Origin of the sequence: Streptomyces sp. NPDC056503, from assembly GCF_042794995.1 — a bacterium.
Classification (GTDB): Bacteria; Actinomycetota; Actinomycetes; order Streptomycetales; family Streptomycetaceae; genus Streptomyces.
The window spans coordinates 34,660-48,613 of sequence record NZ_JBHTST010000012.1; the positions used below are offsets into that span (position 1 = coordinate 34,660).

Sequence of the window (13,954 nt, forward strand, 5' to 3'; positions counted from 1 at the left end):
CCTGGGAGGCGGAACGGACATGGGTCGGGGTCCTCTCGCGAGGTGGGTGGTCACTCACCGGGGCCCGGCATCACGGTTCCCGGCGTCCCGTGACGGGAAGCGCGACGGGCGGTGTGCCGGACGGACCGAGCAGTGCGGGACGGCGACGGGCAGGCACGAGGAACCGCAGACGTCCGGGATCGCCGGACCCGCAGGAGTTCGCCCGTGATCGGGCCGTGAGGCCAGGTGCCCGTGGAAACCCCAGTGCGAGGGATGCGCGACCGGGCGAGAGGGCCGGCGGCGGTGTTCCGCCGCGCTGCCCGGGATCGAGCGAGTGCGGTCACCCCGCCGGGCGGCGGAGTGACCGTACCGGGTCAGTCGTCGGGGATGCCGTCGCCGCTGAGGGCGGGGACGGTCCTCTCCGGCCGGACGAGGGAACGGGCGCCGAGCCGGAACTGGTCGAGCTTGTCGACGATCGTCTGGCCGACGGGCCTGTGGCCCCAGATGCTGATGCCCTGGTGGGTGGAGGGCTCCCAGGTGCTCTCGTCGATGACGACGGGGTTCCAGCCGACCTCCCACTCGAAGCCCGAGGGAGTGCGGGCGTAGTAGGAGAGTTCCCTGTCGTTGGTGTGCTGGCCCACCGACAGGGCCATGTCGAAGCCGAGTTCGTGTACGCGCTCGTAGCTCTGCGCCAGGTCGTCCAGGCTGTCGGCCTGGATGTTGAGGTGCTGGACGCGGGTGCGGATCGGGTCGATCGGCAGGCCGCGGAGGGCGGCGATCGCGATGGAGTGGTGGCGTTCGTTGACGCGCAGGAAACGGATCTTGAGCTTGACGCCGCTGATCGTCTCGTCGATGTAGTCGGTCAGGCGGGCGTCGAAGACCGTGTGGTAGTAGCCGCGCATCAGGGTGGGCTTGGCGGAGGTGATCGCGACATGTCCCATGCCGGAGTCGCCGGTGACCCAGCCGGAGGCGAGCATCCGCAGCGGCTCGGACGAGATGAGCGGAGTGGTGTAGATCTCCTGCGCGATGCCCTTGGGGCCGGGGAAACGCAGGAGGCGTTCCACGCCGCGCAGGGCCGCCTCCTCGTCGGAGCCCCGCACGACGGGAACGCCGTGGGCGCGGACGCGGGCCTCGATCTCCTCGAAGGAGGCGTGGTCGTCGATGTGCCAGCCGATCGCGACCACGTCCTCGGCGGGGCCGCGCCGGATCAGGAAGCGGCACTCGTGGTCGTCGAGGCGGAAGCGCATCACGTCACGGGAGATGTCGTCGTGGTGCATGCCGATGGCGTCGGTGCCGAACCGGCGCCAGTCGGCGAAGCGGTCGGACTCGACGACGACGTAGCCGAGGTGGACGGAGCCGAAGACCGAGGGCGTGGTGTTCATCGGCGGTCCGCCAGGAAGTCGGCGCAGAGCCGGTTGAACAGCTCGGCACGCTCCCACTGCACCCAGTGCCCCGTGTTGGCGACCTCGTACAGGTCACAGTTGGGCATGCGCTCGGCCAGCATCCGGCCACCCGACGGCCGGTTGACCTTGTCCGCGGCGCCCCACAGCACCAGGGTGGGCACAGCCAGCCGGTTCAGGCGCTTGTCGCGGGTGAAGTCCATCTTCCACAGCGCGCCGAGCGACTTCGGGCGCCTGAGCGGCGGGGCGGCGACGACCTCGGGGTCGATGCTGTCCCGGTAGCGCGCGTCGATGACGGAGTCGGGCACGTGGGCGGCGTTGAAGACCAGGTAGTCGCGGATGAACTTCTCCAGCTTCGGCCGCGAGGGCCCGTCCCCCGTGTAGTAGTCCAGCAGGCTGTTCAGGCCAGGCGTGGGCAGCGCGCGGGTGGTGCCGATGCCGCCGGGGCCCATGAGCACCATGCGGTCGACCCGCTGGGGGGTGTCGAGGGCGAGACGCAGGGCGCAGGCACCGCCGTAGGAATTGCCGACGAAGTGGGCCTTCTTCAGACCGAGCTGGTCGAGCACGCCGCGGATGCCGGTGGCCAGGGCGCCGAAGGGGTCGGCGAGGTCGATGCCCTTGCTGCTGCGGCCGTAGCCGGGGAGGTCGGGCACGATGACCCGGAACTCCTGGGACAGTTCCGCGATGTTGCGGCTGTAGTTGGAGACGCCGGAAGCTCCGGGGCCGCCGCCGTGCAGCAGCAGGACGGGGGCGCCCCGACCCGTCTCGGCGACGAAGATCTTCTTGCCGTCGACGTCGAGCAGGTGCTCCTGCATCGCGGGGACTTCGGTGGGTGTGGTCATGGTGGTCCTCACTGAGCGGTGGTCGTGGCCGGCCGTGACGCGGGGGCGAATCCGGCCGGAGGCGGCGGAAGCCGGTCACCGGCGGGGGCGGCGGCGTAGACGTAGGCGTCGGGGCGCAGGGCCACTGTGGTGACACCGTGCTCGGTCAGCCAGGGGAGCAGGACGCCGTCGCTGTCGACGACCGCGCCGTCGGCCGGGCGCGAGCCCACCGGCAGAACTGCCAGCGACTCGACGCCGAGGCGCTCCCACGCGGGCTGCGAGGTGGGCCGGCCGAGAGACAGCAGTAGCCAGCGGCCGCCGAGCGCGTCGTCCAGCCGTACGCGTTCGCCGTCGGGACCGGTCACCCAGGGCTGCGGAATCTGGTGCCCGGTCGCCTTGGTGCGCGGGCCGGCCTGCAGGCCGGCGTCGTAGTGGGCCACGGGGATCCAGTTCGAGTCCTGCAGCCAGTCGCCGAAGCCGGGTATGCGGTCCAGGGCCCGCAGGGCGCCGTTGCGGACGCGGGCGACCGGGCGCCGTCTTTCGGTGATCATGCGGCCGACGAACACCGCTCGCTTGGTGACCTCCCTGACGTGCGGTTTGCGTTCGGTCTCGTAGCTGTCGAGGACGCTTTCGGGCAGTTCACCGTGGAGGACGGAGTTCAGCTTCCAGCAGAGGTTGGCCACGTCCCGCACGCCGGCGGCCATGCCCTGGCCGATCCACGGCGGCATGGCGTGCGCGGCGTCGCCGGCGAGGAACACCCGGCCGACGCGGAAGCGCGAGGCGAACCGGACGTGGTGGCTGTAGACGGTGGCGCGCAGGACCTTGATGCTGTCGCGGCCGATCCCGTACCGGGAGATCAACCGGTACACGGCGTCTTCGGTGACCAGCTGCTTCTCGTCGTCTCCGGGCAGGAGGGGGAACTCGTAGCGGTGGTGGTCCAGTGGGGTCGGACAGTCGACGGCCGGGCGGGCCGGGTCGCAGTGGAAGCGCAGCTTGTCGTGGTCGGGCCAGGGCTTGAGCATCTTGGTGTCGATGACGATCCAGCGGTCCTCGTACGTCCGCCCCTCGTACCCGATGTTGAGCTGCGCGCGGGTGAGGCTGGAGCCGCCGTCGGCCGCGATCACGTAGGAGGCGCGCAGCCGGTGGACCGAGTCGTCGGCCGTGCCGACCACGGTCAGCTCCACCCCGTCGGCGTCCTGGCGCAGGCGCAGGCACTCGTGGCGCAGCAGGATCTTCACGTTCGGGTAGCGGTCGACACCGTCACGCAGGACCTGTTCGAGCACCGGCTGGTAGATGAACATCTGCGGTGGGTGGCCGTGGCCGCGTGAGGTGGGGGAGGCGCTGAGGAACGTACGGCCGTCGGCGTCGACGAAGTCCACCGGCCGCTCCGTCAGCATGTCCCGCTTGAGGCGCTCGGCCAGGCCGATCCGCTGCCAGATGCGGACGACCTCCTCGTCGGTGGAGATGGCTCGGGCGCGCGTGAAGATCTCGGCGTCCCGTTCCAGGACGACGACGCGCAGCCCCATCGCACCCAGCAGGTTCGCCGCGGTCACGCCCGTGGGCCCGTAACCGATCACCGCCACGTCGTAGGCACTGTCCTCGGCATCCGCCCCGGCCGCGGTCTCGCTCATCAGGCCACCTCACTGTCGATCATGTTGCAGGATTCTTACCGTAGCGTTCACTCCAATTGGAACGAGTGCTACGGTAGGCTCATTGCCGGATAGGGTCAAGCAGCCGGCGAGAAGCGCACACCAGAGGGGCACCTGCCATGACGAAGCCGCAGACGACCCGCAAGAAGCGCGCGAACGGAGTGGAGTCGCGGCAACGCATCCTCGACGCCGCCGTGGAGATCGCGGGCGAGCGGGGATACGAAGGCACGTCGATCGCGGCCGTCAGCGCCAAATGCGGACTGCCCGCCAGCTCGATCTACTGGCATTTCAAGGACAAGGACGACTTGATCGCCGCGGTCATCGAGCGCAGCTTCGAAACGTGGCTCGCCGCCGTGGAGCTTCCGAGCGAAGAGACGGGGACCCCGCTGGAACGGGTCACCGCCATGGCGGGACACGTGGGCAAGTCGCTGATCGACGCCCCCGACTTCCTCCGTCTCGGCCTGATGCTCGCGCTCGAACGGCGTCCCGCCGAACCCCGCGGCCGGACGGTGTTCCTCCAGGTCCGCGACATCGCGCGCGCGAAGATCGCCGAAATGGCCCAGGCACTCGTCCCGGACCTCGACGAGGACTCCGTGCACGCCCTGACGACCTACGCCGTCGCGGGCGCCGACGGGCTCTTCGTCCAGCGGGAGATCAACGGTGACGACGTCGACCTCGTGGCGATGTTCGAACTGCACGCCCAGCTGGTCTACGAGGCGGCGACGCGCATGGCGGCCAGGAGCAGGACATGAGGCCGGCGGCCACCCGGCGACGCGTGGAGGCCGCCCGACTTCTCCGCGAGGCCGAACGCCGCACGGCACCGGTCGAACCGCTCACCACGACGTGGCCCGCTCTCGATCTCGCCGACGCCTACGCCGTCCAGCAGGACAACATCTCCCACCGCCTGGCCACCGGCTCGACGGTGATCGGCCACAAGGTCGGTCTCACCTCGGCCTCGATGCGGAAACTGCTCGGCGTGCACGAGCCGGACTTCGGGCATCTGCTGGACGACATGGTCCACCGCGACGGCGGGACGGTACGCGCCGCCCGATACTGTGCCCCACGCGTCGAACCCGAGATCTGCTTCCGCCTCGCCCGGCCGCTGCACGGCCCCGGCATAACCCTCAGTGACGTACTGGCCGCGACCGATGCGGTCGCGCCCGCACTGGAGATCGTCGACAGCCGCATCCGCGACTGGCGGATCACCCTGGCCGACACCGTCGCGGACAACGCCAGCTCCGCGGGACTCGTCTGCGGCTCCTGGACGCCGATGGCGTACGCACCCGACCTCGCGGCGGTGAACGTGGACCTGCTCGTCGACGGAAGCCGCGTGGCAACCGGCAGCAGCCATGAGGTCATGGGCCACCCGGCCGCCGCAGTCGCCTGGCTGGCCAACGCTCTCACCGCCTACGGCAAAGGGCTGGACCCCGGGCACGTGATCCTGCCCGGCGCCATCACCACAGCCCCCTTCATCGGCGCCGGCCAGAAGGCAGAGGCACGTTTCGGAGCCCTCGGCTCCGTGTCGGTGTCCTTCATCTGACGACGGCCCGCCCACTCTGAGACGTCGCGAACCACACCGGCGACTCTCTGAACATCCGCTCTCCCCCCGATCTCTCCTTCCGGTCGCCCCAAGGCCCTGGCGCCACCGCCGAACCGGGCTCCTTCGCCTCCCCGGACACCGATGCCCAGCGCGCCGTCCGGGTCGGCAGTGCACGGTCACCGGCCGGAAGAACTCCCCGCCATAACCCGTAGAACGCATGAAAGGCCGCTTCATGTCCCCTTCGGCACAGCGCATCGACGTCCACCAGCATGTGGTGCCCGACTTCTACCGCGACGAACTCGCCGAGGCCGGCATCGCCGACGCCGGCGGCCGCGCCCTGCCCGCCTGGAACCCCCAGTCCGCCCTGCACCTGATGGACCTGCTCGGCACCACCACGTCGATCCTCTCCGTCTCCACTCCCGGCACCGGCTTCCTCACCGAACCCGCCGAGGCCGCCGACCTGGCCCGACGCCTCAACGACCACTCCGCGGCCCTGGTCTCCGACCACCCCGGCCGCTTCGGCTTCTTCGCCACCCTGCCCATGCCCGACGCCGACGCCTCGGCCACCGAGGCCGCGCGCGCACTGGACGAGCTGCGCGCCGACGGCGTGACCCTGCTCGCCAACAGCCGGGGCACCTACCTCGGCGTGGACGGCCAGGACGCGCTGTGGCGGATGCTGGACGACCGCGGCGCGGTGGTCTTCATACACCCGGCCGAGCTGCCCGCTCCCCCGGTCGACGGCATTCCCGCCTTCGCCGCCGACTTCCTTCTGGACACCACCCGCGCCACCTATCTCCTGGTCCGCAACGGCATCCCGCGCCGCTACCCGAACATCCGGTTCATCCTCAGCCACGCCGGCGGCTTCGTGCCGTACTCCTCACACCGCATGGCTCTCACCATCGCCAACGACACCGCGCGCAGCCCGCTCGACGTACTGGACGACTTCCGCTCCTTCTACTTCGACACCGCCCTGTCCTCCAGCCCTGCCGCCCTGCCCACCCTGCTCGCCTTCGCCCGCCCCGGCCACGTCCTCTTCGGCAGCGACTGGCCCTTCGCCCCCACTCCCGCCGGGCAGTACTTCGCGGGCGGCCTCGACGGCAACGTCGACGCGGCCACGCTCACGGCCGTCAACCGCACCAACGCCGAAGCGCTCTTCCCCCGCCTGGCCGCCACTCCCCCGACGCCGCCCCCGGCCCTGTCGGCCCCGGTGCGCCTGCGCCACGCGGCGCAGCGCACCGCCGCGCGCCTGGTCTTCAAACTGCTCCAGCCCGGCACCGACTGAGACGAGTTCCTCATGTCCACCAGCCCCCACCGCACCTCCGACAACCAGCCCGAAGACCGGCAGGACGCCGTCGCGACCGGCCGGGCCGGCCACAACGGCGTCCTCTTCGCCATGTGCCTGTCCCTGGTCCTCGTCGTCGCCTCCGTCTCCGCGCTCAACCTCGCCCTGCCCGACCTCGCCATCGACCTGTCGGCCACCAACGCCTCACTGACCTGGATCGCCGACGGCTACACCGTCGCCCTGGCCGCTCTCGTCCTGCCGCTCGGCGCCATCGGCGACCGCATCGGGCGCCGCAACGTCCTCGTCGCGGGCACCGTCGTCTTCGGCATCGCCTCCCTGGCCGCCTCCTTCGCCGACTCCACCACCACGCTCATCGTCTGGCGAGTCGTCATGGGCCTGGGCGCCGCGATGATCATGCCGGGCACCCTGTCCACGATCACCGCCGCCTTCCCTCCCGAGCAGCGCGTCAAGGGCGTTGCCACCTGGTCAGGATTCGCGGCCGCCGGAGCCATCATCGGCATGCTCGCCGCAGGGGCCCTGCTGGAGTGGTTCTCCTGGCGGTCGATCTTCATCGCCAGCGCCGCGACCGCCCTCGTGGCCGCCGTCGCCGCCCTCCTCCTGTCGCCCGACACCAAGGACGAGCACCCCTCCCCACCCGACGTTCCCGGGGCCGTCTGCACCGCTGTCGGCATCGGCACCCTCGTCTTCGCCATCATCGAAGGCAACGAGCGGGGCTGGACGGAGCCCGTCGTGATCGCCGCCCTCGTGGTCACGGTCCTGGCCTTCACCGCGTACGCCTGGCTCGGCCTGCGGCGTGAGCACCCCCTGCTCGATCCCGCCCTGTTCGGCATCCGCGGCTTCCGGGCCGGCGCGATCGTCGTCCTCGTACAGTTCATGGCCGTCTTCGGGTTCTTCTTCGTCGGCCTGCAGTACCTGCAGCTCATCCTCGGCTACAGCCCGCTCAAGGCCGCCGCGGCCCTCGTACCCGTCGCGGTCGTCGTCCTGCCCACCTCCCAGGCCACCCCTCACCTGGTGCGACGGGCCGGGATGAAGGCCACCATGACCGTCGGGCTGCTCCTGCTGAGCGCCGGCCTGTTCGTCATCTCCCGGCTCGACGTCGGCTCCGGTTACCTGCCGTTCCTCGGCGGACTCGTCCTGGCGGGCTTCGGCATCGGCCTGTCCGGGGCCGTGGGCACCTCTGCCATCACCGGCTCGCTCGGCCGCGGCCAGCAGGGAGTCGCCTCCGCGATGAACGACACCACCCGCGAGGTCGGCTCGGCCGTCGGCATCGCCCTCATGGGCTCGATCTACGGCAGCCACTACCGCTCGAACCTGCCCGACTCCCTCGACCAGCTCCCCGCCGAAGCCGCCGAGGCCGCACGCGACTCCGCCGCGGCGGGCCTGCACGTCGCCGACCAGCTCGGTGCCCGGGGCGCGGCCCTGGCGGACGGCGTCAAGTCCGCCTTCATGGACGGCCTGTCCGCCTCGCTCGTCGCCGTCGGCGTCATCGTTCTCGCCGCAGCCGTCGGGTGCCTGTTCCGCGCGCCGAAGACACCACCGACGTCGGACTGAACTGCCGGCGACCAGATGTCCCGCGGACCTCTGGTCGCACAGGGCCTTCGGCGCCGAACGGCGCCGCAGGCTGCGGCAAGGGCGCACCTCAGCCGCTCTCGTTCACCCCGATGGCACTGTCCAAGGCACCGCACGAGAGTCGGTGGACCCGTGCGGCCCCTCCCGTTGCCGAGTGGGAGGCGGCCCCACGCGGCTTCTGGCAGTCCATGCCTGCCGGGAACCCGACCGCGACCCTCCCCGTCAGCCCGACCACTCGAAGGACCGCAGGTACCCGTCATGCAGTACCCCCTCTACGACGCGTGGGCCGGCCTGATCGGCGACCGGTACGCGCTGCGCGAGATGATCGGCCGCGGCGGCATGGGCGAGGTCTGGTCGGCCGACGACCTGGTCCTGCACCGCGCGGTCGCCGTGAAGCTGATGCACACACAGCTCGCCCTCGACGACGTCGCCCAGAGCCGCTTCCAGCGCGAGGTCCGCGCGGCCGCCTCCCTCAACCATCCATGCGTCGCGGCCGTCTACGACGCGGGCTGGCTTCCGACAGCGCCCCCGCGTCCGTTCCTGGTCATGGAGCACATCACCGGACACACCGCCGCCGAACGGCTGAGGTCGGCCCCGCCCTCGACGCAGGAAGCGGTCGCCTGGGTCGCGGGAACGCTGGAAGCACTCGCCTGCGCCCACGCGGCCGGGCTGGTCCACCGGGACATCAAGCCGGCCAACGTCATGATCACCGCCGACGGACTGGTCAAGGTCATGGACTTCGGGATCGCCCACATCTCCGATGGGCACGACAAGAGCGTGACCGGCACGGGCATCTCGGTCGGCACCACCGCGTACATGTCCCCCGAGCAGGCCCAGGGCCGGCCCGTCGACGCCCGCTCCGACCTCTACTCGACCGCCTGCATGCTCTACGAGCTCCTCACCGGCCGCCGGCCCTTCACCGGGGACAGCCCGATCGCCATCGCCTACCAGCACATGTACGCGGACCCGCCGGCCCCGCGGGACCTCGGGGTGGAACTGCCCCGGCACGTCCAGGCGGCTCTTGCCCGTGCCATGGCCAAGAGCCCCGACGACCGGTTCGCCGACGCGGCGGCCATGCGTGCCGCATTGCTCGCCCCCGGAAGTCACGACTTCGTGCCTTCTCAGGACACTACGCTCGCGGGAGTGCCGACCTTCCCGGAGGAAGGGGCGACAACGGCGCTCAGACCCTCCAGGGGGTCCCGCGGTCCCCAACGGACGGCACTCGCGGCGTTGGCCCTCCTCGGCGCAGGCGCAGTCGTCACTGCTGTCATCGCTGCGGCTCCGGACGCGACGCACGCCACCGGTCCCGGCACACAGTCCTCGCCTTCCTCCTCCGTAAGCCCGTCGCCTGAGCCAGAGCCCTCCGCCGGTGGCCTGGAAGGCACCACCCGTCCCAGCAGCGGCGCCGGCCCGATGAACCCTCACGCATCGAGCCCTCACGCGTCGACGGAGCCCATGACTCCGACGGTCGCCGTCCCCGGAAACCTGGTCGGGAAGACCCTCGCACAAGCCAGAGCAGACCTGGCCGAGCTGGGCCTGAACATCGCACTCACTCCGCGCTCCAGTGGCGTCAGCACCAGCACCGTGATCGCAACCATCCCGTCTGCCGGTACGCAGTTGAACCGCGGCGACACCGTCCTCCTCGCCACCCGGACCGATACGGAGGCACCCACTAGTGCCACTCCAACGAGCGGATCGGCAAGCAGCAGCGCCAGCGCCGCAAGCAGCAGCAGCCCCAGCGCCTCGGCGTCGCCTACGACCGCCGGCACCGGCCCGGTGATCCGCCGACCGCCGATCCACCGCTGACAGGCCGACGCCGCCGCGACCAACCGTCAGGTCCCGCGGCACTCGCCTGATGGGCGATCAGATTCAGTGACGGCTCGCGTAGACGCGCGGCGCAAGGCCGCGAGGTCTCCAGAAGGAGAGAACATGAACGGACCAGAGAACGGCCGGGCAATGCGGCGCACGCGTCGCCGGAACGTATCGATCGCGGCGGCCCTGGCGCTGCTCGCCGCCGCTGGCGGCGAGGTGGTGGCCACGCAGTACGCGCAGGACCGCATCGCCGACTCGGTTCGGCGCGACATCGGCCTCGACTCCGCTCCCCAGGTGCATGTGAACGGCTTTCCCGTGTCACTTCAGCTGGCTCGAAAGGTGATCACCGAGGCGGACATCGACGCCGCACAGGTTCCAGCCGCCCTGAACGGCCGCGTCCTGACCATTCAGGATCTCGCCATCCATCTGCGCGGAATACGCCAAGAGCAGGGCGGACGGGAGCGGGCCGACGAGGCCGAGGTCACGGCGACCATCACGTACGAAGACCTCTCGACCTTCTACGGGGTCGACATCAACCGAGGCAACGGCAACGACCAGGTGGTGGCGACCACTCAGGTCCCGCTGCTTGGACAGGTCTCGGCCTCCGCGCACCTCGGCGTCGCCGGCTCGAGAGCCATCGGAGTCGACGACGTCCGGCTCTCCGAGAACGTGCCTCCTGCCGCACGCACCCTGCTGGAGAAGGCCTTGGAGCGTCAGGCCCCGCTCGACAACCTGCCCGAAGGGCTCGCGCTCCGGTCCGTGGCCGTCACCGACCAGGGCATCGTCGCCCTCATGACCGGGCATGATGTCGGGCTGCAGCCCCGCATCGCCTAGAACCCGGCCCCGGCCGCTGTGACGGAGACCTCGCAGGCAGTCCAGGAAAGCGGACCAGCCGGCCGCGCGGAGGCCGGCGTACCGTCCGTGATCAAGGCGGCAAGTCGAGCAGGCCGAGATCGGCGGCGAGGGGCTGCTCGGTCCAGATGGTCTTTCCGCTCCGGGTGTAGCGGCTGCCCCAGCGGGTGGTGAGTTGGGCGATGAGGAACAGGCCTCGGCCCCCTTCGTCGGACCAACGGGCCCGGCGCAGCCGCGGCTGGGTGTTGCTGGGGTCGTTGACCTCGCAGACCAGCACGTTCTCCCTGATGAGGCGCAGGCCGATGGGACCGCCCGCGTACCGGACGGCGTTGGTGACGAGTTCGCTGACGACCAGCTCGGTGGTGAAGGACACCTCCTCCAGTCCCCACGCGGTCAACTGCCCGGCCGCCGCCTTGCGCGCGGCGGCGACGACGGAGGCGTCTGCGGGGAATTCCCAGGTCGCGGTGTTCCCCGGGTCGATGGCACGCGTGCGTGCCAGGAGCAGGGCCATGTCGTCGCGGGCCGGAACGTCGCCCAGGCTGCGGAGAAGCTCGTGTCCCGCGCCGTCCAGGCCACGGCCGGGGCCGGCGAACCGCGCGAGACGGTCGGTCAGCCGTCGCAGACCGGCGTCGGGATCGTGGTCGTCGCGGTAGATGACGCCCTTGGTGTACACCGCGACGATGCTGCCGGGCTCGAGGCCGAACGTGGTCGCCTCGAACGGCAGCCCGCCCACACCGAGCAGCGGTCCGGGCGAGATCTCGACGGATTCGACGGTGCCGTCGGGTCGGATCACGACGGGCGGTGGGTGTCCGGCGCTGGCCAGGGTGCACTGGCAGGTGATGGGGTCGTAGACGGCGTACAGGCAGCTGGCGCCGACGGTGTCCCCTTGATGGGGTGCCTCGGCCTGGAGTTGGTGGACGAGGTCGTCGAGGTGGGTGAGGAGTTCGTCCGGGTCGAGTTCCAGGTCGGCCAGAGTGTCGACGGCCGTGCGCAGTCGGCCCATGGTGGCGGTGGCGGGGAGACCATGTCCCGTGACGTCACCCGCGACGAGGGCGACGCGGAAGGACGGGAGGGCTATGACGTCGTACCAGTCGCCGCCGATCTCCGCTCCGCCTCCCGCCGGCACGTAGAACCCCACGGTCTCCGCCGCGGGGGTGTCGGTGGTGGCCGCGGGGAGCAGGCGCTGCTGCAGAGCGACGGCCGCCCGGTGCTCGCGCGTGTAACGGCGGGCGTTGTCCACGCCGAGTGCGGCCCGGGAGGCTATCTCCGTCAGCAGGTCGGCGTCCTCCTGGCCGAAGGGGCCGGGTCGGCGGGTGCGCCAGACGACCACGGTGCCGAGGACGAGGCCACGGGCGAACAACGGAGCCGCGATCGCCGAGTGGCCGTGCTCGGGGACGAACAGAGGAGCCAGCTCCGAGTGCCCCTCGGCTGCGGCGATCACGCTGTCCCGGTCAGGCAGCAGGACGGTCTCGCCCTGTCCGATTCTCCGTAGAAGCGGGTGGTTCGGCAGCGCGGGCGGAACCGCGCCCACGGCAGGGAGACCGGTGGGCCAGTCGTCACCCGGCGGGGCCACGCCGATCCGGCGCAGATTCCACTGCCCCGGGCCGAGCATCTTCGGGGGCTCGTCCCCCTCGAGCACGGCCTCGGACAGGGCTACCCAGGCGACGTCGCCGAGGGCCGGCACGAGGACGTCCGCCAGCTCCTGGGCGGTGCGTGTCACGTCCAGTCTGGCACCGATGCCCGCTCCGGCCTTGGTCAGCAGTTCCAGGCGCCGCTCGGCCCGGTACCCGTCCGTGATGTCGACGTACGTCTGGCACGTGCCGAGGGGACGGTCGGTCGGGTCGGTCAGCCGGAACGTGGACAGCGACCACATCCGGTCGCGGTCCGGACCGGACGAGGGACTTCCGCGCACCGGAAGGCCGAGGACGGGCTCACCGGTCTCTCGCACCTGCCGCAGAACCCGGTCGATCGTTCCGGAGTCGACGTGGGAGGTGTCCGCGCCGACGTGCCGGCCGATGAGCCGGTTCCCGGGGTGGCTGAGGGCTCGCTCCGCCGCTCCGTTCAGCAACCGGTACCGCAACTCGTCGTCCATGATGGCGATGGGGGCGGGATACTGCTGGAACAGGGCCCGCATCATCGCCCGGTCGACGTCCTCCCGCTCGATCCGCCGAGCGTCTCCTGCGGAGACCGACCATCCCGCCCGGCCTTCCCGGTCCGTGAGCGGGCGCACGCGCAGCGCGACCCTCACCTCGTGCCCGTCGCGGTGCCGCAGGCCGAGAATGCCGTCCCAGCTCTGGCCGACCTCAGGTCGGTCGCGCCCGGCCAGCGCCGCTTCGCGGTCCCCGCGGGTGGTCAGCAGCTCCACCGCCGGCGTGCCGCAGACTTCCTTCGCCGGGTATCCAAGGAGGGCTTCCGCCTCCGCGCTCCACAGCTGGACGGTGCCCACCCGGTCCACCCAGGCGGTGGCGGGACAGGGATCCGGCGGCGGGCCTTCCTCTCCCGCACTGGCCCCCTCGGCATTCACGGGTCCGCTCATCGGCATCAGTCCACTTCTGGCCTCACCCTCTGGCCATCATAAGAGAAGCGGACATTCAGCACGTCTTGCACGCCCAGTGGGCCGAGGTCCACGAGAGGGCTGCGACACTCGCCTCCGGCGCGCTGTCAGCGACGGCCGGGCGGGAGCGGTCCCCTTGGATCGCACCGGCGGTGCGACCAGGCCGGAAGGTCGGCTCAGAACGAACAACCACGTTCAGCAGCGTGGGGGCGCCGGCCAGCGGCCGCCTTTCCGTCACGTCGGCCGAAGGACCAGCCGTCGCCGCGCCGGCCGAGTCATCCAGCACCGCGCCTTCGGCGCGCGGTCCACGTGCCGTGGAGCACCGAACCCCCTCGGATTCTTCTCCCACCGCATCCGACGGGGCCGCCGCCGCGACAGGAGCGGCCGTTACGGCGTCGCGCGTGCTCCCGCGACCTCGTGCGCCTCACGGACAGCCCACGTGACCCCATGTGAGCGCAGGCGCACCCCACGTCAT

10 protein-coding genes are annotated in these 13,954 nt (G+C 71.1%); 6 read left to right on the forward strand and 4 right to left on the reverse strand.

The annotated features are described in order from the left end of the window. Positions 1–353: 353 nt before the first annotated feature. Genes ACFQ8C_RS05940 through ACFQ8C_RS05950 form a run of 3 tightly spaced genes read right to left on the reverse strand, consistent with a single transcriptional unit; the run spans position 354 to position 3,831 of the window. The gene (locus tag ACFQ8C_RS05940; RefSeq protein ID WP_383452686.1) at positions 354–1,361 is read right to left on the reverse strand and encodes a VOC family protein; all 1,008 of its coding nucleotides are present in this window, start codon (positions 1,359–1,361) and stop codon (positions 354–356) included. Beyond that, a complete protein-coding gene (locus tag ACFQ8C_RS05945) occupies positions 1,358–2,221 on the reverse strand; it encodes an alpha/beta fold hydrolase (protein ID WP_383452688.1) in 864 nt (287 codons plus the stop codon). The genes ACFQ8C_RS05940 and ACFQ8C_RS05945 overlap by 4 nt, the downstream gene beginning before the upstream one ends. A gap of 8 nt (positions 2,222–2,229) precedes the next feature. Further along, complete coding sequence (locus ACFQ8C_RS05950) at positions 2,230–3,831, reverse strand: bifunctional 3-(3-hydroxy-phenyl)propionate/3-hydroxycinnamic acid hydroxylase (protein ID WP_383452690.1); 1,602 nt, start codon at positions 3,829–3,831, stop codon at positions 2,230–2,232. 137 nt (positions 3,832–3,968) lie between these two features. Here ACFQ8C_RS05950 and ACFQ8C_RS05955 point away from each other — a divergent pair, with 137 nt between their 5' ends. From ACFQ8C_RS05955 to ACFQ8C_RS05980, 6 genes are all read left to right on the forward strand, one after another. Beyond that, positions 3,969–4,601 (forward strand): TetR/AcrR family transcriptional regulator, encoded by a 633-nt coding sequence (locus ACFQ8C_RS05955; RefSeq protein ID WP_383452692.1) that lies wholly within the window; start codon positions 3,969–3,971, stop codon positions 4,599–4,601. Continuing rightward, positions 4,598–5,389 carry a 2-keto-4-pentenoate hydratase gene (locus ACFQ8C_RS05960; RefSeq protein WP_383452694.1) on the forward strand — a complete coding sequence of 264 codons (792 nt, stop codon included), beginning with the start codon at positions 4,598–4,600 and terminating at the stop codon, positions 5,387–5,389. The genes ACFQ8C_RS05955 and ACFQ8C_RS05960 overlap by 4 nt, the downstream gene beginning before the upstream one ends. A gap of 232 nt (positions 5,390–5,621) precedes the next feature. Next, positions 5,622–6,671, forward strand: a complete 1,050-nt coding sequence (locus ACFQ8C_RS05965) for an amidohydrolase family protein (RefSeq protein ID WP_383452696.1) — start codon at positions 5,622–5,624, stop codon at positions 6,669–6,671. A gap of 12 nt (positions 6,672–6,683) precedes the next feature. After that, positions 6,684–8,243, forward strand: coding sequence for an MFS transporter (locus tag ACFQ8C_RS05970; protein WP_383452698.1), 1,560 nt, complete (start codon positions 6,684–6,686; stop codon positions 8,241–8,243). 276 nt (positions 8,244–8,519) lie between these two features. Continuing rightward, positions 8,520–10,067 (forward strand): protein kinase, encoded by a 1,548-nt coding sequence (locus ACFQ8C_RS05975; protein WP_383452700.1) that lies wholly within the window; start codon positions 8,520–8,522, stop codon positions 10,065–10,067. A 123-nt stretch (positions 10,068–10,190) separates the two neighbouring features. Continuing rightward, positions 10,191–10,907 carry a DUF2993 domain-containing protein gene (locus ACFQ8C_RS05980; RefSeq protein ID WP_383452702.1) on the forward strand — a complete coding sequence of 239 codons (717 nt, stop codon included), beginning with the start codon at positions 10,191–10,193 and terminating at the stop codon, positions 10,905–10,907. Positions 10,908–10,998: 91 nt separating this feature from the next. On the opposite strand, the gene ACFQ8C_RS05985 is transcribed toward ACFQ8C_RS05980, so the two are convergent. After that, complete coding sequence (locus ACFQ8C_RS05985) at positions 10,999–13,461, reverse strand: SpoIIE family protein phosphatase (protein WP_383452704.1); 2,463 nt, start codon at positions 13,459–13,461, stop codon at positions 10,999–11,001. Positions 13,462–13,954 lie beyond the last annotated feature (493 nt).

Coding starts and splice junctions, on each gene's coding strand:
- ACFQ8C_RS05965 (WP_383452696.1), top strand. CDS start 5,622: ATGTCCCCTTCGGCACAGCGCATCGACGTCCACCAGCATGTGGTGCCC.
- ACFQ8C_RS05980 (WP_383452702.1), top strand. CDS start 10,191: ATGAACGGACCAGAGAACGGCCGGGCAATGCGGCGCACGCGTCGCCGG.
- ACFQ8C_RS05950 (WP_383452690.1), bottom strand. CDS start 3,831: ATGAGCGAGACCGCGGCCGGGGCGGATGCCGAGGACAGTGCCTACGAC.
- ACFQ8C_RS05955 (WP_383452692.1), top strand. CDS start 3,969: ATGACGAAGCCGCAGACGACCCGCAAGAAGCGCGCGAACGGAGTGGAG.
- ACFQ8C_RS05960 (WP_383452694.1), top strand. CDS start 4,598: ATGAGGCCGGCGGCCACCCGGCGACGCGTGGAGGCCGCCCGACTTCTC.
- ACFQ8C_RS05985 (WP_383452704.1), bottom strand. CDS start 13,461: ATGAGCGGACCCGTGAATGCCGAGGGGGCCAGTGCGGGAGAGGAAGGC.
- ACFQ8C_RS05970 (WP_383452698.1), top strand. CDS start 6,684: ATGTCCACCAGCCCCCACCGCACCTCCGACAACCAGCCCGAAGACCGG.
- ACFQ8C_RS05940 (WP_383452686.1), bottom strand. CDS start 1,361: ATGAACACCACGCCCTCGGTCTTCGGCTCCGTCCACCTCGGCTACGTC.
- ACFQ8C_RS05975 (WP_383452700.1), top strand. CDS start 8,520: ATGCAGTACCCCCTCTACGACGCGTGGGCCGGCCTGATCGGCGACCGG.
- ACFQ8C_RS05945 (WP_383452688.1), bottom strand. CDS start 2,221: ATGACCACACCCACCGAAGTCCCCGCGATGCAGGAGCACCTGCTCGAC.